The following is a 20,822-nucleotide window of genomic DNA, read 5'->3' as shown; positions in this document are numbered from 1 at the left end:
CCGCGCCCCCTCGCGCCTGCCGTTCGTCCCTTCACCCTGCGCTCCGACGGAGCGCGTGTCAATGAGCCGAACGGGGGTCGATCGGAGCCGTGGTCAGCGAGCGGAGCCGAAGAGGCTGCCGGTGGTGGAGTCGTCGGCCGGATCGAGGACCGCGCAGACGATCGTGCGGTCTCCATGGCGCCAGCCGACCTCGGAGGGGACGAGCGAGCGGTACTCGAGGGCGGAGTCGCCGTAGGCGATCCCCATCACGGCGCCGAAGTCCGGCTCGCAGCCCGCCTCGGCCTGGGCGAGCAGCGTGTTGCGGCTGGAGTAGCGGTCTCCGGGCTGCGCGAACGTGTGGAAGACCTCCAGTGCGTGCTCCTCGGCGCACGGGACGACGTCCACGTCGGCGATGCGGTCGTCGCCCGGGTCGGCCAGGCAGTCGCCGCGCCGCAGCGAGAACACGTCGGTGACGCCGGCGGTCGCCACCGTGCCGCCCTCGTCACGCACGGCCTCCGGGCCGTCCGGCCCGACGACGGAGGAGCAGCCCGAGAGGAGCAGGAGGAGCGCCGCCGAGGCGAGCGCGGCCGTCCGGCTCCTCATCGCGGCGCCACGATCGCGAGCACCTCGTCGTGCAGCAGGCCGTTGGTGGCGACGGCGCTGCCGTGCCACGGCCCGTCCTCCCCGTCGGCGGAGGTGAAGCGGCCGCCCGCCTCCTGCACGATCGGCACCAGGGCCGCCAGGTCGTAGGGCTTCACGTCGAACTCGCCCGCACCGTCGAGGAGACCCTCGGCGACGAGCATGTAGGGCCACGCGTCCCCGTACGCCCGGTCGCGCCAGACGGCGCCGGCGAGCTCGAGCAGCTGCGGGAGACGGCCCGCGCCCTCCCACTGCTGGATGCTGTTGTAGCTGAAGGTCGCCGAGGCGAGCGTGTCGATCCCCGAGACGCGCAGCGGTCGCGGCTCGGCCCCGGCCTCCAGCTCGACGGCCCAGGCGCCGGAGCCCTCGGCCGCCCACCAGCGCGTGCCGAGAGCGGGAGCGGAGACGACTCCGACGACGGGGACGCCGTCGACCGCGAGCGCGATCAGGGTCGCCCAGATCGGGACGCCGCGGAGGAAGTGGGCGGTGCCGTCGATCGGGTCGAGGATCCACTGCCGCGAGGCCTCGCCCGAGGTGCCGAACTCCTCGCCGAGGATCGCGTCGTCCGGACGCTCGGCGGCGAGCAGCGCGCGGATCGCCTCCTCGACGGCGCGGTCGGCGTCGGTGACCGGGGTGCGGTCGAGCTTCGTGTCCACGACGAGGTCGAGCGCGCCGAACCGCTCCCGCGAGATCGCATCGGCCGCGTCCGCCAGGCGGAGGGCGAGTCGGAGGTCGTCGTCGAAGCTCTGGTCACTGCTCTGCGGGGTCACGCGACCACGATACCGGTGGGTCCCGCGGAGCCTCCGATCGCTGCCGCGGGCGTTCCGTCGCGCTCGATTTGACGAGACGGGGGGAGACGCTGGTAATGTGATCCCTCGGTTCGGCACGCACGATCAGCCGGCCGGAACGCACCTCTAGCTCAATCGGCAGAGCAACTGACTCTTAATCAGTGGGTTCTCGGTTCAAGTCCGAGGGGGTGCACCACCAGCCCCGCACCTCCTCGTGAGGTGCGGGGCTTCGTCGTTCCCGGTCCGAGTCCGTTCCCGACCTCCTCGGAGCGCCCGCGGGGGGAGCGCCGGCCCGTGCTCACTCGCTGGAGGGTGCGGCGGTCGACGGGTCGAAAGGCGGCAGGACTCCGCGGAAGCCGGCGCTCGTGGAGCCGATCCCGACGTCGAGCGCGTCTAAGGCCCGGGCCTGGTCGTCTGCGGCGGCGGTCAGGCTCAGGGTGATGCCCGTCCGCGTGAAGGTCCGGGCGACGGTGCTCCAGGCGAGGTCGACGTCTCCGTCCGCCGACGCCAACAGGCGCCTGAGCATCCGCACGGTGTCCGGCGCAGAATGCGGACCGACCCCCGTTCGCGTGGCAGGATCTCCGTTCGCTTCCGTTTCCCCTCCAGAAAGGACCGATGTGCCCGAAGACGTCCTCCCCGTGATCGGCTCGATCGCGCTCGCCGTGGTGATCGCGGTCGTGATCGCCGTGGTCGCGACCGCCGTCGTCGCCCTCGTGCTGCGCTCGGTCGGCAAGCGCAAGACCTGGGCGCGCCTGCTGATCCGGCGTCTGCGCATCCCGTTCCGCGTGCTGCTGATGACCATCGCGGTCTGGGCCGCGCTCGCCGCCACCGTGTCGGGCGACCCCTGGCCGGGTCTCGTGCAGCGGGTGTTCCAGATCGCCACGATCGGCGCGGCGGCGTGGGTGATCGGATCCCTGTTCGTGTTCCTCGAGGACCTGGGCGCCGAGCGCTACCGGACCGACACGGCCGACAACCGCCGGGCACGCCGCCTCCGCACGCAGATGACGATCATCCGGAGGGTCGCCGTGGCGGCCGTCGTGGTCATCGCGATCGGCGCCTCGCTGCTGACCTTCCCCGAGGCCCGTACGGCCGGTGCGAGCCTCCTGGCCTCGGCCGGCGTGCTCTCGATCGTGGCGGGCCTGGCCGCGCAGTCGAGCCTCACGAACATCTTCGCCGGGATGCAGCTCGCCTTCAGTGACGCCATCCGCCTGGACGACGTGGTGATCGTCGAGACCGAGTGGGGGCGGATCGAGGAGATCACGCTGACCTATGTCGTCGTCCACCTCTGGGACGACCGCCGCCTGGTGCTGCCCACGAACTACTTCACGACCCAGCCGTTCCAGAACTGGACCCGCACCGGGTCCGAGCTGCTCGGCGCCGTCGAGCTCGACCTGGACTGGCGGGTGAGCCCCGAGCAGATGCGCGACGAGCTGCACCGCATGCTCGAGGAGACGGACCTCTGGGACCGGCGCACCAGCGTGCTGCAGGTGACCGACGCGACGGGCGGCTTCGTCCGGATCCGGGTGCTCGTCACCGCGAAGGACGCGCCGACGCTCTTCGACCTGCGCTGCTACGTGCGCGAGCGGCTCGTCTCGTGGCTGCACGAGAACGACCCCGTCGCCCTGCCGCGTCAGCGCGTCGAGATGGAGCGGGAGCCCGCTCGCGCCGCGACCCCGCGCCGGCACGGGTCCTCCGCCCCGGACAACCTGTTCTCGGGCGACGAGCGCTCGAACGAGCGGGGGGCGATGTTCACAGGTCTCATCGACCTGCGGGACACCCCGAAGCGGGACACCCCGAAGCGGGAGCTGCCGCCGCGGGACTGACTCCTGCGAGGACGCCGCTCGCACGGCCGCGCCCGGGGTGCGCGCGGCGAGCGGCGTCCCGCAGAGCGGTCAGCGGTTCACGGAGCTCATGTCGGCGTAGCGGTCGCCGACGGGGGCCTCGAGCGCGCCGAGGACGTCGAGCTGCTCCGCGGTCAGCACGAGGGCGTCCGCGGCCGCGTTCTCCTCGATGCGCGAGACGCGCTTGGTGCCCGGGATCGGAGCGATGTCCTCGCCCTGGGCGAGCAGCCAGGCGAGCGCCACCTGCGCGGCGGTCGCGTCCGCCTCTGCCGCCACACGGTCGACGGCCTCCACGATGCGGAGGTTCGCCTCCAGCGCTCCGTCGGCGAAGCGGGGGTTGTCGCGGCGGAAGTCGTCGCTGCCCAGCTCGGCGACCGAGCGGATGCTGCCCGTGAGGAAGCCGCGGCCCAGCGGCGAGTACGGGACGAAGCCGATGCCGAGCTCGCGGAGGACCGGCAGCACCTCCGCCTCGGGGTCGCGGGTCCAGAGCGAGTACTCGGACTGCACAGCGGTGACCGGGTGCACGGCGTGAGCGCGCCGGATCGTCGCTGGCGCCGCCTCCGAGAGGCCGTAGCCGCGGAGCTTGCCCTCCTGGATCAGCTCCGCGAAGGCCCCGGCGGTCTCCTCGACCGGGACGCCCGGGTCCATGCGGTGCTGGTAGTAGAGGTCGATGCGGTCGGTGCCGAGGCGCGCGAGCGAGCCCTCGACGGCGAGCCGCAGGTTCTCCGGGGAGCCGTCGAGTCCGCGGCCCCCGTCGCCGCGGTGGCGGATCATGCCGAACTTGCTCGCCAGCACCACCTCGTCGCGGCGGCCTGCCAGCGCGCGGCCGAGCAGCTCCTCGTTGGTGTACGGGCCGTAGATCTCGGCGGTGTCGAGGAACGTGACGCCGAGCTCGAGGGCGCGGTGCACGGTGCGGATCGACTCCGCGTCGTCGGTGCCGGCGCCGGTGTAGAACGCCGACATGCCCATCGCGCCGAGACCGAGGCGCGAGACCTCGAGAGCGGCGACGTCGGATCCGAGGGTGATCGTCTTCATCAGTGGGTGGTCCTCTCCTGGTACGCCGCGATCTTGATGTCGATCGCAGCGAGGCTGGCGTGTGTCCGGGCGAGCTGCGCCTCGACCTCCTCGCGGTGCGTCCGGAGCAGCGCGAGGCGCTCCGGCTCCGTGGCGGGCCCGATCCGGAGGAGCCGGGCGTACTCGCGGATCCTCGCGATCGGCATCCCGGTCGCGCGGAGCTTGGTGAGGAAGTCGACCCAGCCGACGTCGGCCGGCCGGTAGCGGCGGTGCTGCGACGAGGCGCGCTCGACCGGGTCGAGCATGAGCCCGGCGCGCTCGTAGTAGCGCAGGGTGTGCACGGTGAGACCGGTGACGGCGGCGACCTGCGAGATCGACAGCACCTCCGGCTCGGCCGGGGCGGCGGTGGCGGTGGACATGGCGTCAACCTACGACTTCGAGTGCGCTCGAGGTCAAGCGGGAGCGGGCGACTCAGCCGACCTCGCGGCTGAAGCCCAGGAGGGCCTCGGCGATGCGGGCGTCCGCCTCCTCGTGGCTGATGGTCGCCTCGCCGTCGCCCGCCTGCGGCCCGTACCAGCCGAAGTCGGCGTGGTTGGCGCCGTCGATCTCGACGAGGTCGGCGGAGGAGGGCAGCCGGACGCTCGCGTCGGCGACCTTCTCCGGCGTGCTGAGCCCGTCCTCCGATCCGCTGACACTGAGGACGGGGAGCCCGGAGCCCGAGAGGTCGTTCGCGCAGTAGCTGCCGAGCAGCACCAGGCCCGCCACCGCCGGGTCCTCGGCCCACTGGCATGCCTTGACGCCGCCGAGGGAGTGGCCGCCGACGAGCCAGCGGTCGACGCCCTCGGCCTGGCTGGTGAAGGTCTCGAGCGAGCGGAGATCGAAGAAGGCCAGGTGCAGGATCGGCCGCGTGATCACGACGGTCGCCCCGGCCTCGACCAGCGGAGCCAGGGTCGCCTCGTAGGAGGAGGCGTCGACCTTCGCTCCGGGGATGAAGACCAGGCCCGTGCCGGCCAGCTCGCCGGTCGAGGTCGGCGTCATCACGAGCGCGTCGTCCGTGCGCTCGACCGCGATCGCCGGATCGGCGCGCACGCGGGCGAGGGCGTCCTCGTCGGGGCCGCTGACGATCGAGCTCCAGGTGAGGAAGCCGAGGACCGCGACTCCGAGGACTCCGCCGATGCTCGCGAGAACGACGCGGCGGCGCCTCATCGGGCTGCCGCGATCGCGTCGGCCGCCTGTACCAGGGCGAGGTGGGAGAGGGCCTGGGGAGTGTTCCCCGCGTGCCGACGGCCCTCGACGTCGTACTCCTCCGAGAGGAGGCCCACGTCGTTGCAGAGCCCGACGAGCCGGTCCATCAGGGTCCGCGCGTCGTCGATCCGGCCGGAGTCGGCGTACTGCCGGACGAGCCAGAAGGAGCAGGCGAGGAACGGGTGCTCGCCGCCGGCGAGGCCGTCGACCGAGGACTCGGTCCGGTAGCGGTGCAGCAGGCCGTCCTGCAGGAGCACGCGCTCCAGCTCGGCGACGGTGCCCAGCATCCGCGGGTCGTCGGCGGGGACGAAGCCGACCATCGGCAGCACGAGGAGCGACGCGTCGACCTCGGGCGAGCCGTAGGACTGCACGAAGTGGCCGCGCTCGGCGTCGAAGCCCTGGGCCTCGATCTCGGCGCGCACCTCGTCGCGGAGGCGCTCCCAGGTCTCGACCGGACCGGGCAGGCCGTTCTCGCGCACGGCGCGGACGCCCCGATCGAGCGCGGCCCAGATCATGACCCGCGAGTGCGTGAAGTGCCGCGGCTCGCCCCGGATCTCCCAGATGCCGTTGTCCGGCCGCTGCCAGTTGGTCTCGACGAAGCCCAGGAGCGCGCGCTGGAGCGGCCAGGAGAACTCCGTCTCGTCCACTCCGGCCACGCGGGCCTCGTGCAGAGCGACCATCACCTCGCCGATCACGTCCGCCTGGTACTGGTCGACGGCGGCGTTCCCGATCCGCACGGGGGAGGCGCCGTCGTAGCCGGGCAGGCTCGGCATCTCCCGCTCGGGCAGGTCGCGCTCGCCGGCGAGGCCGTACATGATCTGCACGTCCTCCGGCGCGCCCGCGACCGCGCGGAGCAGCCAGGCCCGCCACTTCTGCGCCTCCTGCTCGAACCCGTGCGCGAGCAGGGCCTGCAGGGTGAGCGAGGCGTCGCGGAGCCAGACGTAGCGGTAGTCCCAGTTGCGGGCGCCGCCGAACTGCTCCGGGAGCGAGGTGGTCGCCGCCGCGACGATGCCGCCGGTCTCGTCGTCGGTCAGGGCGCGGAGGGTCAGCAGCGAGCGGACGACGGCGTCGCGGTGCGGCCCGTCGTAGTCGATCGCCGACGCCCACTCGGACCACCAGGAGAGCGTGCGCTCCAGCGCGCGGTCGACGTCGAGGCGCTTCGGCGCCCGCTGGTGCGAGGGGAACCACGCCATCGAGAGGTCGACGACCGCGTCCGCGTCGACGTCGAACTCCGCCGCGTGGGCGTGGTCGACGGCCTTCAACCGCACTCCGCGCACCACGACCGCGTCGGGCCCGGCGACGGCGACGAGCAGCGGATCCTCGTCCGTCCCCTCCTGCCGCACCCACGGCATGGTGCGGGCGTAGTCGAAGCGGATGCGCAGCTCCTGCCGCATCCGGACGGTCCCCGACACTCCGCGCACCCGGCGCACCAGCTCGGCGCGCTCGTCGCGCAGCGGCATCACGTCGACCACCTCGACGACGCCGGTGGGCGTCGTCCACCGGGTGACCAGCGCGAGCGTGTCGCCGAGGTAGTGGCGCTCGCTCGTCGCCTCCCCGTCCACCGGCCGGAGCGACCAGCGCCCCTGGTCGTCGCCGCCGAGGAGGGCGCCGAAGACGGAGGCGGAGTCGAAGCGCGGCAGGCACAGCCAGTCGATCCCCCCATCGCGGGAGACGAGAGCGGCCGTGCGGCAGTCGGAGAGGACGGCGTAGTCCTCGATCGGGGAGACCATGCGGCGATCCTCTCAGGTGCGGCTGTGGCCTCCCAGTCAAGGCGGAGCGGGGCTCTTCAGCGCCGCCGTAGGGTGAGCCGCATGGCACAGACCGTCTCGACCCTGCTCATCCTCGGAGCGACGGGGGACCTGTCCTCGCGGCTCCTCCTCCCCGCCGTCGGCCAGCTGCTGACCCGCGAGACCGACCGGCGGGTCCACCTCGTCGGCGCGGGACGCGAGGACTGGACCCAGGAGCACTGGCACGAGGTGCTGACCGCCTCCTTCGCCACCGTCGAGGCGCAGGGCGAGGGCGTGGACGCGCTCACCTCCGGCACGCGCTACCAGCAGGTCGACGTCACCGATCCGGAGGCGCTCGCCGCACTGCTCGCGAGCTGCGCCGGTCCGGTGGCGGTCTACTTCGCCCTCCCGCCGGCGATCGCGGCGAAGGCCTGCGAGGCGCTCGCCGCCCACGACCTGCCGGAGGGCACCGTGCTGGCGCTGGAGAAGCCGTTCGGGACCGACGAGGCGAGCGCGCACGCCCTCAACCAGCGCCTCGCCGCGCTGGTCCCCGAGGACCGCATCCACCGCGTCGACCACTTCCTCGGCCGCGCGACCGTGATGAACGTGCTCGGCCTGCGCTTCGCCAACCGGATCCTCGAGCCGCTGTGGTCGGCCGAGCACATCGAGAGCGTCGAGATCGTCTACGACGAGCAGCTGGCCCTCGAGGGGCGGGCGAGCTACTACGACGGCGCGGGCGCGCTGACCGACATGATCCAGAGCCACCTGCTGCAGGTCCTCGCGGTGATCGCGATGGAGCCGCCGTCCTCGCTCGACGCGGCCGACCTCCGGGACGCGAAGTCGATCGTCCTGCGCGCCACCCGCCTGCACGGCGACGACCCCGCCGCGAGCTCGCGCCGCGCCCGCTACACGGCGGGGACGATCGACGGACGCGAGCTGCCCGCCTACGCGGACGAGAAGGGGGTGGACCCCGCTCGCCGGACCGAGACGCTGGCCGAGCTGGTCGTCGAGATCGACACCTGGCGCTGGGCCGGCGTGCCGTTCACCCTCCGCTCCGGCAAGGCGCTCGGGGAGCGGCGACGCGAAGTGGTCATCCGCTTCAAGCCGGTGCCGCACCTGCCCCGCGGCTTCGTGGGCACCGAGGCGCCGTCCGTGCTGCGGCTGTTCCTCGCGCCCGACCAGATGTCGCTCGAGCTGAACATCAACGGCCCCGGCGACCCGTACACGCTCGAGCGCGCCTCGCTGGAGGCGACCTTCGGCGCGGGCGAGCTGCTGGCGTACGGCGAGGTCATCTCGGGGATCCTCGACGACGACCCGTCGCTCTCGGTCCGCGGGGACGCCGCAGAGGAGTGCTGGCGCATCGTGCAGCCCGCGATCGACGCGTGGCACGCGGATCGAGTGCCGCTCGACGAGTACCCGGCGGGCAGCGAGGGACCCGGGAGCTGGCCGACGCTCTGACGGGCGGCCGGGGGAGGGGCGGCCGCGGGGGATCTCGAGACGGCGGCCGCGCCGCCTCCTCGATCAGCGGGAAGGGCGACGTCGCTCGTCGGGTCGGCCGGAGGGCGAGCCCGCCGGCCGACCGCTCGGGTCAGGAGCGGGTCGCGACGGGGGTGTCGACGGCGAAGTCGGCGGGGGCCGGCTCCGCCCAGACGGCGATCGGCTTCGGCTCCCAGGTGAGGGCGGCCGGCTCCACCGGGGGAGTGGAGGCGCGCATCACGGGGATCGCCTCGGTGACCGGGGACGACGTCCGCTCGGCGCCGGCGCGGAGCTGCTCCTCCTGGATGGCGGCGGAGAGCTCGTGGGCGAGGGAGCGCGCGAGCATCCCGTGGAAGATCGGGTCGCGGTCGTCGTGGCTGCGGCGCGTGACGACCCAGGCGCCCTCGGATCCGACGAAGGCCGCGAGCCGCTCGTGGACGACGGCGAAGAGCTCGTCCTGCGTGAGGACGGGGGCCGCCTCGACGACCTCGGGGGCCGCCTTGCGACGCCTCAGACGAAACCTCATGACGAACCCCGTTTCCCGTGCCGGCAGCGACTGGGAACAGTGTCGCCGCCACCGGGTCGGGAGACCGGCTGACACGCCGCCCCGCGGGGAGGCGGCGCGTCAGGAGGGCCTAGCGGTCGCGCTTCTTGCCGCGCTCCTCCTTGACGATCTCCTTCGAGTCGTAGGACACGGAGCCCAGGGCGACGGTGACCGAGATGGCCCAGCTGACCCACTGGAGGGCCAGGCGCCAGTCGCGCGGGCCCTTGCGCGTGGTCTGCAGGATCGACCAGCCGCCGACGATCGCGCTGATGACGCTGGAGTTGAGGATGAACTTGCGCATGCGTGTGCCTCCCGTGTTCACCCCGACGCTAGCGGGTGCGAAACCTCTCAGAGGAACGCTTGACAGCACCGAGGGGTTGTCCCGCTACGGTGGACCGCCGCCGGGACCCGAATCCTCGAGCCGGGGCACGCCGAGGAGAACGGGAACGACATGCGCACGGCTGTGATCGGGGCGGTGCTGCTCATCGTCGGGGCGGTGGCCGTCGTCACGGGGGTCCTCCCGATGGACGCGCTGGGCGAGCTGGTCGAGCGGACGGCGCCGATCCTCGGCTTCGTGGTCGCGGTGACCGTGGTCGCCGAGCTGGCCTCCGAGGCCGGCGTCTTCACCGTGGTCGCCGAGCGCTCCGCCGAGTGGGGCCGCGGGCGGACCGCGGTGCTCTGGCTGCTGGTGGTGGCGATGGCCGTCGTCAGCACGGTGTTCCTCTCGCTCGACACGACCGCCGTGCTCCTGACCCCGGTCGTGGTCCTGCTCGCGGCGCACGTGCGCGTCCCGCCCCTGCCGTTCGCGATGGCCACGGTCTGGCTGGCGAACTGCGCCTCCCTCCTCCTCCCCGTCTCGAACCTCACCAACCTGCTCGCGCAGCGGCGCCTGGGGGTCGAGGGCCCCTTCGCCTTCGCCGCGCTGACCGCGGTGCCCGCGCTCGTCGCGGCCGTCGTGCCCGTGCTGATCCTCGCGATCCGCTACCGGCGCGAGCTGGCCGGGCGCTACACCCCGGGGGAGCGGACGCCGGTGGAGGACCGGGTGCTGCTCGTCGGCGCGGGGACCGTCGTGGCGCTGCTCCTGCCGGCGCTCGTCTCGGGCCTCGAGGTGTGGATCCCGGCGACGGTCGCCGCGGTCGCGCTGATCGTCCTCTTCGCGGTGCGCCGTCCCGCGGCGCTCACGCCCGCCCTCCTGCCGTGGCAGCTCGTCGTGTTCGCGTCGGGCCTCTTCGTGGCGATGGAGGCGGCGCACCAGCTCGGGCTGGGCGCGGCGCTCGCCGTGGTCGCGGGGGAGGGGAGCGGGACGCTCGACCTGCTGCGCCTCGCCGGCTCCGGCGCGGTCGCCTCCAACCTGGTCGACAACCTGCCCGCCTACCTCGCCCTCGAGCCCGTCGCGGCGGATCCGCTCCGCCTGGTCGCCCTGCTGATCGGCGTGAACGCCGGGCCGCTGATCACCCCGTGGGCCTCGCTCGCCACCCTGCTCTGGCACCAGAGGCTGACCGCGCTGGGCGTGCACGTCTCGTGGCGCCAGTACGCGCTCCTCGGACTCGTCGCGGTCGTCCCGACGGTGGGCGGAGCGACGCTCGCCCTCGCCCTCGTGCAGGGCTGATCCCCCGTCCCCCGAGCGGGGCCGGCTGATAGCCTCGACGGGCACGACGACGGCTCGACCGACGAAAAGGGACCCCCATTCCTCCGCACTCCGCCTCCGCCTCCTCCGCCGCTGACAGGACCGACGCCGGGACCTCGGGAGGGACCGAGCGCAACGCGTTCGTGGTCGTCTCGAACCGCCTCCCCGTGGACCGCGTCGTGGCCGAGGACGGCACCGCCTCCTGGAAGACCTCGCCCGGCGGGCTGGTCACCGCGCTCGAGCCCGTGATGCGCGCGAACGAGGGCGCCTGGGTCGGCTGGCCCGGCGTGGCCGACGAGGAGGTCGCCCCGTTCGTCGACAACGGCGTGCAGATCGTCCCCGTCGCCCTCAGCGCGCAGGAGCTCGAGGACTACTACGAGGGCTTCTCGAACGACACGCTCTGGCCGCTGTACCACGACGTGATCGCGCCCCCGACCTACCACCGCGACTGGTGGGACGCCTACGTGCGGGTCAACCAGCGCTTCGCCGAGGCGGCCGCGGCCGTGACGGAGGAGGACGGCGTGGTCTGGGTCCAGGACTACCAGCTCCAGCTCGTGCCCAAGATGCTGCGGGAGCTCCGGCCCGACGTCACGATCGGCTTCTTCAACCACATCCCGTTCCCGCCCTACGGGATCTTCGCGCAGCTCCCGTGGCGCCGGCAGATCGTCGAGGGCCTGCTCGGCGCCGACGTGATCGGCTTCCAGCGCCAGGGAGACGCGGGCAGCTTCCTCCGCGCGGTCCGGCGCCTGCTGGGCTACGACACCCGCAGCACGGTCGTCGAGGTCCCGGTCGAGGAGGAGGCCGTCGGCGGCACCCGCCGCGTCAACCGCTCGCGGCGCGGGGCGAGCGTGCGCCCGGTCGTCGCCCGGCACTTCCCGATCTCGATCGACTCCGCGTCGTTCGAGGCGATGGCGCGCACCCCCGAGATCCAGGCCCGCGCCGCCGAGATCCGTGCCGAGCTGGGCAACCCCGCGACGATCATGCTCGGCGTCGACCGGCTCGACTACACCAAGGGGATCGGCCACCGCCTGAAGGCCTTCGGCGAGCTCCTGGCGGACGGCCGCCTCACCTCCGAGGACGCGGTGCTGGTGCAGGTCGCGAGCCCGAGCCGCGAGCGCGTGGACACCTACCGGCAGCTGCGCGACGACATCGAGCTGCAGGTCGGCCGGATCAACGGCGACTACAGCACGCTCGGGCACCCGGCGATCAGCTACCTCCATCACGGCTACCCGCGCGAGGAGATGGTGGCGCTCTACCTCGCCGCCGACGTCATGCTCGTGACGGCCCTGCGCGACGGGATGAACCTCGTCGCGAAGGAGTACGTCGCGTCCCGCTTCGACAACGACGGCGTGCTCGTGCTGAGCGAGTTCGCCGGAGCGGCCGACGAGCTCAAGCAGGCCGTGCAGGTGAACCCGCACGACATCTCGGGGCTGAAGGACGCGATGGAGGCCTCGGCGCGGATGCCGCGCGTCGAGCGCACCCGGCGCATGCGCGCGCTCCGTCGCCGCGTGCTCGAGAACGACGTGGCGCGCTGGTCCGAGTCGTTCCTCTCCGCTCTCGCGGAGCACGCGGCCGGCCAGCAGCTCGACGTGCGGCCCGCCGCCCGCGGGCAGGAGGCGCCGCACGGCCAGGAGGCCGAGCACCGCGACGACTCGGCGCACGGACAGGCGGCCGAGCTCGAGCGGGAGGCCGCCGACGACCGCGAGCTCGACGGCGGCGCGCGATGAGCGAGGGAGCGCCCGAGCGGCTCGCGGCGGCGCTGCGGGAGCTCGCCGCGGCCGACCGGCTCCTGGTGGCCCTCGACTTCGACGGCACACTCGCGCCCGAGGTCGACGACCCCGCCCGCGCGCGGGCGCTCCCCGAGGCGCGCGAGGCCGTGCTGCGGCTCCTCGCCCTCCCCGGCACCCGGGTCGCGCTGGTCTCCGGCCGGGCGCTCGGGAGCCTGGAGGAGGTCTCGCAGCTGCCGGACGAGGCGCTGCTGGTCGGCTCCCACGGCATCGAGATCCGCCTCGACCCCGAGGAGGACGCGGTCCGGCTCGACGACGACGAGCTCGAGAAGGTGGGAGTGCTCGAGGACGTCCTGAAGGGCATCGCCCGCGGGATCGACAACGTCTGGATCGAGGACAAGCCGGCCGGCTTCGCCCTGCACACCCGCCTCGCGACCGAGCGCCACAGCCGCGTCGCCCACGTCGTCGCCCTCTCCGAGGCGCGCGCCGAGGTGCAGGGGGTCACCGTCCGTGAGGGGAAGAACGTCCTGGAGTTCTCGGTCCGCTCGACCACCAAGGGCGAGGCCGTGCAGCACCTCCGCCGCTACACCGGCGCGACCGCCGTCCTCTACGCGGGCGACGACGTGACGGACGAGGACGCCTTCGCGGTCCTCGGCTCCGGCGACGTCGGCATCAAGAGCGGCGAGGGCACCACCGCGGCCTCCTACCGGGTCCGCGGTCCCGAGCAGGTCGCGCACGCACTCCGGCTGCTGGCCGACCTGCGCGCGGAGTAGCAGCCCCCTTCCGGCGGTCAGCGTCGGCGGGTCCCGGATCGCCGACTCGCCGAGGACGGCCGTCCGCCGACGCGGGGAGCGGCCGTTCGCGACGAGTCGGAGATCCGCGGGGACGTCCGCATCCGGTGCCGCTGCCGGAGGCCGGGGCAGGAACGGGTGCGCGGGCCGGTCCGGGTCCGCCCGGCGAGCAGGGGCACCGCGCGCGAGGCGGTAGCCTCATCGCATGCCGGAAATCGATTGGAAGCCCCGCTCGCGCACCGTCACGGACGGCATCGAGGCCACGACGTCGCGCGGGATGCTGCGGGCGGTCGGGATGGGCGATGACGACTGGGAGAAGCCCCAGATCGGCATCGCGTCCTCGTGGAACGAGATCACCCCCTGCAACCTCTCGCTCGAGCGCCTCGCGCGCTCCGCGAAGGAGGGCGTGCACTCCGGCGGCGGCTACCCGCTCCAGTTCGGCACCATCTCCGTCTCGGACGGCATCTCGATGGGCCACGAGGGCATGCACTTCTCGCTCGTCTCCCGCGAGGTCATCGCCGACTCCGTCGAGACCGTGATGATGGCCGAGCGCCTGGACGGCACCGTCATGCTGGCCGGCTGCGACAAGTCGCTGCCCGGCATGCTGATGGCCGCGGCCCGCCTCGACCTCGCCGCCGTGTTCGTCTACGCCGGCTCGATCGCTCCGGGCTGGGTCAAGCTCTCGGACGGCACCGAGAAGGACATCACGATCATCGACTCCTTCGAGGCCGTCGGCGGCGTCAAGGCCGGGATCATGTCCGAGGAGGACGCCAAGCGCATCGAGTGCGCCTTCGCCCCGGGCGAGGGCTCCTGCGGCGGCATGTACACCGCCAACACCATGGCCAGCGTGGCCGAGGCGCTCGGCATGAGCCTGCCCGGCTCCGCCTCGCCCGCCGCCGCCGACCGCCGCCGCGACTACTTCGCCCGCAAGTCCGGCGAGGCCGTCGTCGAGCTGCTGCGCAACGGCACCACGGCCCGCGACATCCTCACCAAGGAGGCGTTCGAGAACGCGATCGCGGTGGCGATGGCCTTCGGCGGGTCGACCAACGTCATCCTGCACCTGCTCGCGATCGCCAACGAGGCCGAGGTCGACCTCACGATCGACGACTTCAACCGCATCGGCGACACGATCCCGCACATCGGCGACCTCAAGCCCTTCGGCAAGTACGTCATGAACGACGTCGACCGCCACGGCGGCGTCCCGGCCGTGATGAAGGCGCTCCTGGACGCCGGGCTGCTCCACGGCGACTGCCTGACGGTCACCGGGAGAACGGTCGCCGAGAACCTCGCCGCGATGGACATCGCACCGCTGGACGGCGAGGTCATCCGCACCCTCGACAACCCGATCCACGCGACCGGCGGGCTCACCATCCTCAAGGGCTCGCTCGCCCCCGAGGGCGCGGTCGTCAAGACCGCCGGCTTCGACGCCTCCGTCTTCGAGGGTCCGGCCCGCGTGTTCGAGCGCGAGCGCGCCGCGATGGACGCTCTGACCGAGGGCCGGATCGAGAAGGGCGACGTGGTGGTCATCCGCTACGAGGGCCCCAAGGGCGGTCCCGGCATGCGCGAGATGCTCGCCATCACCGCCGCCATCAAGGGGGCCGGGCTCGGAAAAGATGTACTACTGTTGACGGACGGACGATTCTCAGGCGGCACAACCGGCCTGTGCATCGGCCACATAGCTCCCGAATCGGTGGACGCAGGTCCCATCGCATTCGTTCGCGACGGAGACCCGATTCGGGTCGACATCGCCGCTCGCTCGATCGACCTACTCGTCGACGAGTCCGAGCTCGCCGCCCGCCGAGAAGGCTGGGCCCCTCTCCCTCCGCGCTACACCCGCGGTGTCCTCGCCAAGTACGCCAAGCTCGTCCGCTCGGCAGCCGAGGGCGCCGTCACCGGGTGACCCGGCCCGCTCCGGCCGGCCGCGCACTCGCGTTCCCGGGCACTCGCCTCCGGCTCTGCCCGCCGCCGCACCACCTCCTGAAGGAATCGACACCCGCATGACTCCGGATCCGTCCGCCGTGCAGCCCGCACCGACGCCCCAGCCACCCCGACCCGCCTCCGCTCCCGGGGCCGCCCCCGCGGCCGAGGTCCTCACCGGAGCGCAGGCGGTCGTCCGCTCGCTCGAGATGCTCGGGATCGAGGACGTCTTCGGCCTGCCCGGCGGCGCGATCCTCCCGGTCTACGACCCGCTGATGGACTCCTCGAAGATCCGGCACATCCTGGTCCGCCACGAGCAGGGCGCCGGCCACGCCGCCGAGGGCTACGCCTCGGCGACCGGCAGGCTCGGCGTCTGCATCGCGACCTCGGGCCCCGGAGCGACCAACCTGGTCACCGCGATCGCGGACGCCTACATGGACTCCGTCCCGATGCTCGCGATCACCGGCCAGGTGTTCTCGACGCTCATGGGGACCGACGCGTTCCAGGAGGCGGACATCGTCGGCATCACGATGCCGATCACGAAGCACTCCATCCTCGTGACGCGTCCCGAGGACATCCCCTCGGCCCTCGCCTCCGCCGCGCTGATCGCCACCACCGGCCGCCCCGGCCCCGTGCTGGTCGACATCACGAAGGACGCGCAGCAGGACCAGGCGCCGTTCCTCTGGCCGCCGAAGATCGACCTGCCCGGCTACCGTCCGGTCACGAAGGCCCACGGCAAGCAGATCCAGGCCGCGGCCCAGCTGCTGGTCGAGTCGCGGAAGCCGGTGCTCTACGTGGGCGGCGGCATCATCCGCGCCCGCGCGGCCGCCGAGCTGAAGGCGTTCGCCGAGGCCTGCGGCGCCCCCGTGGTGACCACGCTGATGGCGCGCGGAGCGTTCCCGGACTCGCACGAGCAGCACCTGGGCATGCCCGGCATGCACGGCACCGTCCCCGCGGTGCTCGCGCTGCAGGAGGCGGACCTGATCCTCGCGCTGGGCTCGCGCTTCGACGACCGCGTGACCGGCAAGGCGGCGCTCTTCGCGCCCCACGCCAAGGTCGTGCACGTCGACATCGACCCGGCCGAGATCTCCAAGATCCGCACCGCCGACGTGCCGATCGTGGGCGACCTCAAGGACGTCCTCCCGGACCTCACCGACGCGTTCGCCAAGGCCTCCGCCGACGGCCGCGCCGACACCTCCGAGTGGTGGAGCTACCTCAAGGGCCTGCAGACGGAGTTCCCGCTCGGCTACACCGAGCCGAACGACGGCCTGCTCTCGCCGCAGTACGTCATCAAGCGCATCGGCGAGATCACCGGCCCCGAGGGCGTCTTCGCCTCCGGCGTCGGCCAGCACCAGATGTGGGCGGCGCAGTTCATCAAGTACGAGCGCCCCAACTCGTGGCTGAACTCCGGCGGCGCCGGCACCATGGGCTACTCCGTGCCCGCGGCGATGGGCGCCAAGGTCGGCGAGCCCGAGCGCACCGTGTGGGCGATCGACGGCGACGGCTGCTTCCAGATGACCAATCAGGAGCTCGCCACCTGCACGATCAACGACATCCCGATCAAGGTCGCGGTGATCAACAACTCCTCGCTCGGCATGGTGCGCCAGTGGCAGACCCTGTTCTACGAGGGCCGCTACTCCAACACCGACCTCAACACGGGTCACGACACCGTCCGGGTGCCCGACTTCGTGAAGCTCGCCGACGCCTACGGCGCGCTCGGCATCCGCGTCACGAAGCCGGAGGAGATCGACGACGCCATCCGCCTCGCCATCGCCACCAACGACCGGCCCGTGGTGATCGACTTCGTCGTCAGCCGCGACTCCATGGTCTGGCCGATGGTCCCGCAGGGCGTCTCCAACAGCTACGTCCAGTACGCCCGAGACCACAGCCCGACCTGGGACGACGAGGAGTAGACCCGCATGACGCACCACGTTCTCTCCCTGCTCGTCGAGGACAAGCCGGGACTGCTCACCCGTGTCGCCGGGCTGTTCGCCCGCCGCGGCTTCAACATCGAGTCGCTGGCGGTCGGTCCGACCGAGCTGGCCGGGCTCTCGCGCATCACGGTCGCCGTGGACGTCGAGGACCTGCCGCTCGAGCAGGTCACGAAGCAGCTCAACAAGCTCGTCAACGTGATCAAGATCGTCGAGCTCGACACCGACCAGTCGGTCCAGCGCGAGCACCTGCTCGTCAAGGTCCGCGTCGACAACGTCACGCGATCGCAGGTGCTCGAGGCCGTCACGCTCTTCCGCGCCCGCGTGGTCGACGTCGCGACGGACGCCCTGGTGATCGAGGTCACCGGCGACACCGGCAAGACCAACGCGTTCCTGCGGGTGATCGAGCCCTACGGCATCAAGGAGATCGCGCAGTCGGGCCTGCTCGCCATCGGGCGCGGCTCCAAGTCGATCACCGAGCGCGTCTTCAAGAACTGACCGCGAACTCTCCACTACAGAAAAGGACTCACCACGTGACCGAGCTCATCTACGACGCCGACGCCGACCTCTCCATCATCCAGTCCAAGAAGGTCGCGATCGTCGGCTACGGCTCGCAGGGCCACGCGCATGCGCAGAACCTCCGCGACTCCGGCGTCCAGGTCGTCATCGCGCTGAAGGAGGGGTCGAAGTCGACCGCCAAGGCCGAGGACGACGGCTTCGAGGTCAAGAGCGTCGCCGACGCCGCGGCCTGGGCCGACCTGATCATGATCCTCGCGCCGGACCAGCACCAGCGCGCGATCTACAGCGAGCAGATCGCCTCCGCGCTGACCGAGGGCAAGACCCTCGCCTTCGCGCACGGCTTCAACATCCGCTTCGGCTACATCGAGGCGCCCGCGGGCGTCGACGTCATCCTCATCGCGCCGAAGGCCCCCGGCCACACCGTGCGCCGCGAGTTCGTCGCCGGCCGCGGCATCCCGGACATCATCGCCGTCGAGAACGACGCGACCGGCACCGCCTGGGAGACCGCGAAGTCCTACGCGAAGGCCATCGGCGGCACCCGCGCCGGCGTCATCAAGACCACCTTCACCGAGGAGACCGAGACCGACCTGTTCGGCGAGCAGGCCGTGCTCTGCGGCGGCACCTCGCAGCTCGTCCAGTACGGCTTCGAGACCCTCGTCGAGGCCGGCTACCAGCCCGAGATCGCCTACTTCGAGGTGCTGCACGAGCTCAAGCTCATCGTCGACCTCATGTGGGAGGGCGGCATCGCCAAGCAGCGCTGGAGCGTCTCCGACACCGCCGAGTACGGCGACTACGTCTCCGGCCCGCGCGTCATCGACCCGCGCGTGAAGGAGAACATGAAGGCCGTCCTCGGCGACATCCAGAGCGGCGCCTTCGCGAAGCGCTTCATCGGCGACCAGGACGCGGGCGGACCCGAGTTCCAGGAGCTGCGCGCCAAGGGCGAGAAGCACCCGATCGAGGAGACCGGCCGCGAGCTGCGCAAGCTCTTCGCCTGGAAGCAGACCGACGAGGACTACACCGACGGCAGCGTCGCGCGCTAGTCGCACCGCGTCGACCGGGGGAGCCCCGGCCCGACGAGGGACCCGTCCACCGGGATCCCCTCGCCGGGCCGGGGCTCCTCCGCGTCCGGGGCGCGACTACCGCTCGAGCTCGCGGACGAGACGGCGGAGACCGCCCTTCGGCGGGACGAGGACGGGGTCCGGCCACCGGGGCGAGAGGTGGTCGCCGAGCGTGACCCGGCGCAGCTTGCGGCCGACGAGGGGGAGGACCCAGTCGGCGGCCCAGCGGCGCTGCTCGCGCAGCCGTGCGCGGAGGCGGAGCGGCTCGGGGGCGTCCCAGGGCCCGGTCGAGATCGTGTGATGCACGCCGAGCGTGTCGAGCACGCGGCCGGCCAGGACGCGGTGGCCGCGCTTGGAGAGGTGCATCCGGTCGGGCGACCAGAGCACGGGGGAGTGGAACTCCCGCATCGCCCAGTAGTCGACGAGGATCGCGCCCCGCTCGCGGGCGATCCGGCGGACGGCGCTGTTGTAGAGGTGGTTGCGGCGCAGGAACATCCGCGGGGCGGGCAGTCCCGGGATGTCGACGCCGGTGAAGAGCACGAGGGAGGCGCCGGTGGTCGCGAGCGCGTCGACGAGCGCCTCGTAGCGGGTGATCAGATCGACGGTGTCGGTGCCGAGGTCGAGGATGTCGTTGCCGCCGGCGTACAGCGTGATCAGGGTGGGGCGGAGCGCGAGGGCGGGCGCGAGCTGGTCCTCGGTGATCTGGGCGAGGCGCTTCGAGCGGACGGCGAGATTCGCGTACTCCCAGCCCGGCTCGGCCTTCGCCAGGCGCTCGGCGACGCGGTCGGCCCAGCCGCGCACCCCGTTCGGCAGGCGCGGGTGCGGGTCGCCGACCCCCTCCGTGAAGGAGTCGCCGAGGGCGACGAAGCGGCGGCGGCGGTCGTCCATCCGCTCAGCCTCGCCCCCGGGGGAGGACGCGGGGTGTCCGCCGGGTGTCGGGGAGGCGGCGGCGGGCTCCGAGCCTCCTGCGAGGTGCGCGCGGCTAGGGTGTTGCGGTGATCGATGGTGGACCGGGCCGCTCCCCGGAGGACGACGACGCGGCGACCCCGCCGGCGGACCGCGGGCCGGACGCCGTCCCGGAGGACGACGCGGACGACGAGGCCCTGGAGTGGGCGGGCGAGGGCGCGGACCCGACGCTCGCCGCGGGGACGGCGCGCGTGCGCCGGACGCCCCGCACGGTCGCGGGGGCGGGCCCGGCGGACGACGGCTCGGACGACGACGACTCCGAGGTCGAGGACCCCGACGACGAGGCCGCGTCCTCGTCCGCTCTACTGATCGCGGCGGGCATCGCGGCCGGCCTCTACCTCCTGTACGCCATCGCCTGGGCGATCACGGCGACGCGGCAGTCGCCGGTCGCCGCGGCCGGCTTCGCGGGCGATGCGCTCGGCGGCGCCCTCTACTCGCTCGGGCTCTGGCTGGCGGTCCTGGCGCCGCCGGTGTGGTTCGCCGTGGTGCTCCTCGCCACCCGCGACTCCCGGGTGCGCACCCGCGTGCTCTGGCTGGTCGCCGGACTCGTCCTCCTCGCTCCGCTGCCGTTCCTGAAGGGGGCCTGATGACCGACTCGACCCGGGCCACCCTCGGCGGGACCGGCCGGCGCGACCGGCCCGGCCGTCGCCTGGCCGCTTCCGTCCTCGTCGCCGTGGTGTTCGCGCTCTTCTTCGCCTGGGACGTCTGGGAGGCGGTCGGCAACCTGATCGGCCTGCGCAGCTACGCGGCCTCCCTCGGCACCGACCTGGATCCGACGGGCTGGGCGGTGCTCCTGCTCGGCCTGGTGCTGCCGGTCGCCTGCTTCGTCGCCGCCGTCCTGCTCGGCCGCCGCCGGGGACTCCCGGCGCGCGTCGGACTGCTCGCGGCGGCCCTCTGCCTCTCGGCGGCGCTCTCGCTCGACGTGCAGCTCGTCCTCGGCGTCGAGAGCCTGGTCTCGCTGAGCTGACCGGCGGCGTCACACGGCGCGGGGCGCGCGCACCCCTCCGCTACAGTGACGGGGGGCTGCCGACGC

21 protein-coding genes and 1 tRNA gene are annotated in these 20,822 nt (G+C 72.8%); 12 read left to right on the top strand and 10 right to left on the bottom strand.

The genetic code is table 11. The annotated features are described in order from the left end of the window. Positions 1-93 precede the first annotated feature (93 nt). Together C5C54_RS06160 and C5C54_RS06155 are read right to left on the bottom strand one after the other, a co-directional pair. Complete coding sequence (locus C5C54_RS06160; RefSeq protein ID WP_104287966.1) at positions 94-582, bottom strand: septum formation family protein; 489 nt, start codon at positions 580-582, stop codon at positions 94-96. After that, a complete protein-coding gene (locus C5C54_RS06155) occupies positions 579-1,388 on the bottom strand; it encodes an inositol monophosphatase family protein (RefSeq protein ID WP_104223554.1) in 810 nt (269 codons plus the stop codon). The genes C5C54_RS06160 and C5C54_RS06155 overlap by 4 nt, the downstream gene beginning before the upstream one ends. A 138-nt stretch (positions 1,389-1,526) precedes the next feature. On the opposite strand from C5C54_RS06155, the gene C5C54_RS06150 reads away from it, so the two are divergent. Beyond that, positions 1,527-1,602 (top strand) — tRNA-Lys (locus tag C5C54_RS06150). A 102-nt stretch (positions 1,603-1,704) separates the two neighbouring features. On the opposite strand, the gene C5C54_RS17900 is transcribed toward C5C54_RS06150, so the two are convergent. Continuing rightward, the gene (locus tag C5C54_RS17900) at positions 1,705-1,932 is read right to left on the bottom strand and encodes a hypothetical protein (RefSeq protein ID WP_181127348.1); all 228 of its coding nucleotides are present in this window, start codon (positions 1,930-1,932) and stop codon (positions 1,705-1,707) included. Positions 1,933-2,023: 91 nt separating this feature from the next. On the opposite strand from C5C54_RS17900, the gene C5C54_RS06145 reads away from it, so the two are divergent. Next, positions 2,024-3,229, top strand: coding sequence for a mechanosensitive ion channel family protein (locus C5C54_RS06145; RefSeq protein ID WP_258063236.1), 1,206 nt, complete (start codon positions 2,024-2,026; stop codon positions 3,227-3,229). Positions 3,230-3,298: 69 nt separating this feature from the next. Here C5C54_RS06145 and C5C54_RS06140 read toward each other — a convergent pair whose 3' ends face one another. From C5C54_RS06140 to C5C54_RS06125, 4 genes are read right to left on the bottom strand one after another with little or no spacing between them, the layout of a single operon-like run. Further along, positions 3,299-4,282 carry an aldo/keto reductase gene (locus tag C5C54_RS06140; protein ID WP_104226238.1) on the bottom strand — a complete coding sequence of 328 codons (984 nt, stop codon included), beginning with the start codon at positions 4,280-4,282 and terminating at the stop codon, positions 3,299-3,301. Next, on the bottom strand, positions 4,282-4,680 hold the full coding sequence (locus tag C5C54_RS06135) for a MerR family transcriptional regulator (RefSeq protein ID WP_104223551.1): 399 nt from the start codon (positions 4,678-4,680) through the stop codon (positions 4,282-4,284). Before C5C54_RS06135 ends, C5C54_RS06140 begins: the two co-directional genes overlap by 1 nt. A 52-nt stretch (positions 4,681-4,732) precedes the next feature. Further along, positions 4,733-5,467 (bottom strand): alpha/beta hydrolase, encoded by a 735-nt coding sequence (locus C5C54_RS06130; RefSeq protein ID WP_104223550.1) that lies wholly within the window; start codon positions 5,465-5,467, stop codon positions 4,733-4,735. Then, on the bottom strand, positions 5,464-7,236 hold the full coding sequence (locus tag C5C54_RS06125; protein WP_104223549.1) for a glycoside hydrolase family 15 protein: 1,773 nt from the start codon (positions 7,234-7,236) through the stop codon (positions 5,464-5,466). The genes C5C54_RS06130 and C5C54_RS06125 overlap by 4 nt, the downstream gene beginning before the upstream one ends. 81 nt (positions 7,237-7,317) lie before the next feature. Here C5C54_RS06125 and C5C54_RS06120 point away from each other — a divergent pair, with 81 nt between their 5' ends. Then, a complete protein-coding gene (locus tag C5C54_RS06120) occupies positions 7,318-8,691 on the top strand; it encodes a glucose-6-phosphate dehydrogenase (protein WP_181065465.1) in 1,374 nt (457 codons plus the stop codon). 130 nt (positions 8,692-8,821) lie between these two features. Here C5C54_RS06120 and C5C54_RS06115 read toward each other — a convergent pair whose 3' ends face one another. Next, positions 8,822-9,235, bottom strand: a complete 414-nt coding sequence (locus tag C5C54_RS06115; RefSeq protein ID WP_104287965.1) for a hypothetical protein — start codon at positions 9,233-9,235, stop codon at positions 8,822-8,824. A gap of 109 nt (positions 9,236-9,344) precedes the next feature. Then, on the bottom strand, positions 9,345-9,554 hold the full coding sequence (locus tag C5C54_RS06110) for a hypothetical protein (RefSeq protein WP_104223546.1): 210 nt from the start codon (positions 9,552-9,554) through the stop codon (positions 9,345-9,347). Between the two features lie 150 nt (positions 9,555-9,704). Here C5C54_RS06110 and C5C54_RS06105 point away from each other — a divergent pair, with 150 nt between their 5' ends. From C5C54_RS06105 to ilvC, 7 genes are all read left to right on the top strand, one after another. After that, a complete protein-coding gene (locus tag C5C54_RS06105; protein WP_104287964.1) occupies positions 9,705-10,862 on the top strand; it encodes an SLC13 family permease in 1,158 nt (385 codons plus the stop codon). Between the two features lie 161 nt (positions 10,863-11,023). Next, positions 11,024-12,607 carry a trehalose-6-phosphate synthase gene (locus tag C5C54_RS06100; RefSeq protein ID WP_104226244.1) on the top strand — a complete coding sequence of 528 codons (1,584 nt, stop codon included), beginning with the start codon at positions 11,024-11,026 and terminating at the stop codon, positions 12,605-12,607. Next, a complete protein-coding gene (gene otsB, locus C5C54_RS06095; RefSeq protein ID WP_104287963.1) occupies positions 12,604-13,380 on the top strand; it encodes a trehalose-phosphatase in 777 nt (258 codons plus the stop codon). Before C5C54_RS06100 ends, otsB begins: the two co-directional genes overlap by 4 nt. Before the next feature lie 223 nt (positions 13,381-13,603). After that, positions 13,604-15,298, top strand: a complete 1,695-nt coding sequence (gene ilvD / locus C5C54_RS06090; protein ID WP_104233215.1) for a dihydroxy-acid dehydratase — start codon at positions 13,604-13,606, stop codon at positions 15,296-15,298. A gap of 97 nt (positions 15,299-15,395) precedes the next feature. After that, positions 15,396-17,228 carry an acetolactate synthase large subunit gene (locus C5C54_RS06085; RefSeq protein ID WP_104268713.1) on the top strand — a complete coding sequence of 611 codons (1,833 nt, stop codon included), beginning with the start codon at positions 15,396-15,398 and terminating at the stop codon, positions 17,226-17,228. A gap of 6 nt (positions 17,229-17,234) precedes the next feature. Next, positions 17,235-17,744, top strand: coding sequence for an acetolactate synthase small subunit (ilvN, locus tag C5C54_RS06080; RefSeq protein WP_104223540.1), 510 nt, complete (start codon positions 17,235-17,237; stop codon positions 17,742-17,744). A gap of 35 nt (positions 17,745-17,779) precedes the next feature. After that, on the top strand, positions 17,780-18,805 hold the full coding sequence (gene ilvC / locus C5C54_RS06075; protein ID WP_104223539.1) for a ketol-acid reductoisomerase: 1,026 nt from the start codon (positions 17,780-17,782) through the stop codon (positions 18,803-18,805). Positions 18,806-18,901: 96 nt separating this feature from the next. On the opposite strand, the gene C5C54_RS06070 is transcribed toward ilvC, so the two are convergent. Continuing rightward, positions 18,902-19,711 carry an SGNH/GDSL hydrolase family protein gene (locus tag C5C54_RS06070; protein WP_104226248.1) on the bottom strand — a complete coding sequence of 270 codons (810 nt, stop codon included), beginning with the start codon at positions 19,709-19,711 and terminating at the stop codon, positions 18,902-18,904. A gap of 107 nt (positions 19,712-19,818) precedes the next feature. On the opposite strand from C5C54_RS06070, the gene C5C54_RS06065 reads away from it, so the two are divergent. Together C5C54_RS06065 and C5C54_RS06060 are read left to right on the top strand one after the other, a co-directional pair. Then, on the top strand, positions 19,819-20,376 hold the full coding sequence (locus C5C54_RS06065; RefSeq protein ID WP_104247449.1) for a DNA polymerase III subunit gamma/tau: 558 nt from the start codon (positions 19,819-19,821) through the stop codon (positions 20,374-20,376). Continuing rightward, positions 20,376-20,756: a hypothetical protein gene (locus C5C54_RS06060; protein WP_104223536.1), complete on the top strand. Its 381-nt coding sequence runs from the start codon at positions 20,376-20,378 to the stop codon at positions 20,754-20,756. Before C5C54_RS06065 ends, C5C54_RS06060 begins: the two co-directional genes overlap by 1 nt. The last annotated feature ends 66 nt before the right edge of the window (positions 20,757-20,822 follow it).

This window comes from Rathayibacter sp. AY1F2, from assembly GCF_002930885.1.
GTDB lineage: Bacteria > Actinomycetota > Actinomycetes > Actinomycetales > Microbacteriaceae > Rathayibacter.
This window is presented reverse-complemented; position numbering and strand designations above follow the sequence as displayed.

Bases quoted from the DNA above. Each gene is read 5' to 3' on its own strand.
- C5C54_RS06105 (WP_104287964.1), top strand. From the start codon at position 9,705: ATGCGCACGGCTGTGATCGGGGCGGTGCTGCTCATCGTCGGGGCGGTG.
- C5C54_RS06140 (WP_104226238.1), bottom strand. From the start codon at position 4,282: ATGAAGACGATCACCCTCGGATCCGACGTCGCCGCTCTCGAGGTCTCG.
- ilvD (WP_104233215.1), top strand. From the start codon at position 13,604: ATGCCGGAAATCGATTGGAAGCCCCGCTCGCGCACCGTCACGGACGGC.
- C5C54_RS06135 (WP_104223551.1), bottom strand. From the start codon at position 4,680: ATGTCCACCGCCACCGCCGCCCCGGCCGAGCCGGAGGTGCTGTCGATC.
- C5C54_RS06125 (WP_104223549.1), bottom strand. From the start codon at position 7,236: ATGGTCTCCCCGATCGAGGACTACGCCGTCCTCTCCGACTGCCGCACG.
- ilvN (WP_104223540.1), top strand. From the start codon at position 17,235: ATGACGCACCACGTTCTCTCCCTGCTCGTCGAGGACAAGCCGGGACTG.
- C5C54_RS06115 (WP_104287965.1), bottom strand. From the start codon at position 9,235: ATGAGGTTTCGTCTGAGGCGTCGCAAGGCGGCCCCCGAGGTCGTCGAG.
- C5C54_RS06060 (WP_104223536.1), top strand. From the start codon at position 20,376: ATGACCGACTCGACCCGGGCCACCCTCGGCGGGACCGGCCGGCGCGAC.
- C5C54_RS17900 (WP_181127348.1), bottom strand. From the start codon at position 1,932: ATGCTCAGGCGCCTGTTGGCGTCGGCGGACGGAGACGTCGACCTCGCC.
- C5C54_RS06120 (WP_181065465.1), top strand. From the start codon at position 7,318: ATGGCACAGACCGTCTCGACCCTGCTCATCCTCGGAGCGACGGGGGAC.
- otsB (WP_104287963.1), top strand. From the start codon at position 12,604: ATGAGCGAGGGAGCGCCCGAGCGGCTCGCGGCGGCGCTGCGGGAGCTC.
- C5C54_RS06110 (WP_104223546.1), bottom strand. From the start codon at position 9,554: ATGCGCAAGTTCATCCTCAACTCCAGCGTCATCAGCGCGATCGTCGGC.
- C5C54_RS06070 (WP_104226248.1), bottom strand. From the start codon at position 19,711: ATGGACGACCGCCGCCGCCGCTTCGTCGCCCTCGGCGACTCCTTCACG.
- C5C54_RS06130 (WP_104223550.1), bottom strand. From the start codon at position 5,467: ATGAGGCGCCGCCGCGTCGTTCTCGCGAGCATCGGCGGAGTCCTCGGA.
- C5C54_RS06085 (WP_104268713.1), top strand. From the start codon at position 15,396: ATGACTCCGGATCCGTCCGCCGTGCAGCCCGCACCGACGCCCCAGCCA.
- C5C54_RS06160 (WP_104287966.1), bottom strand. From the start codon at position 582: ATGAGGAGCCGGACGGCCGCGCTCGCCTCGGCGGCGCTCCTCCTGCTC.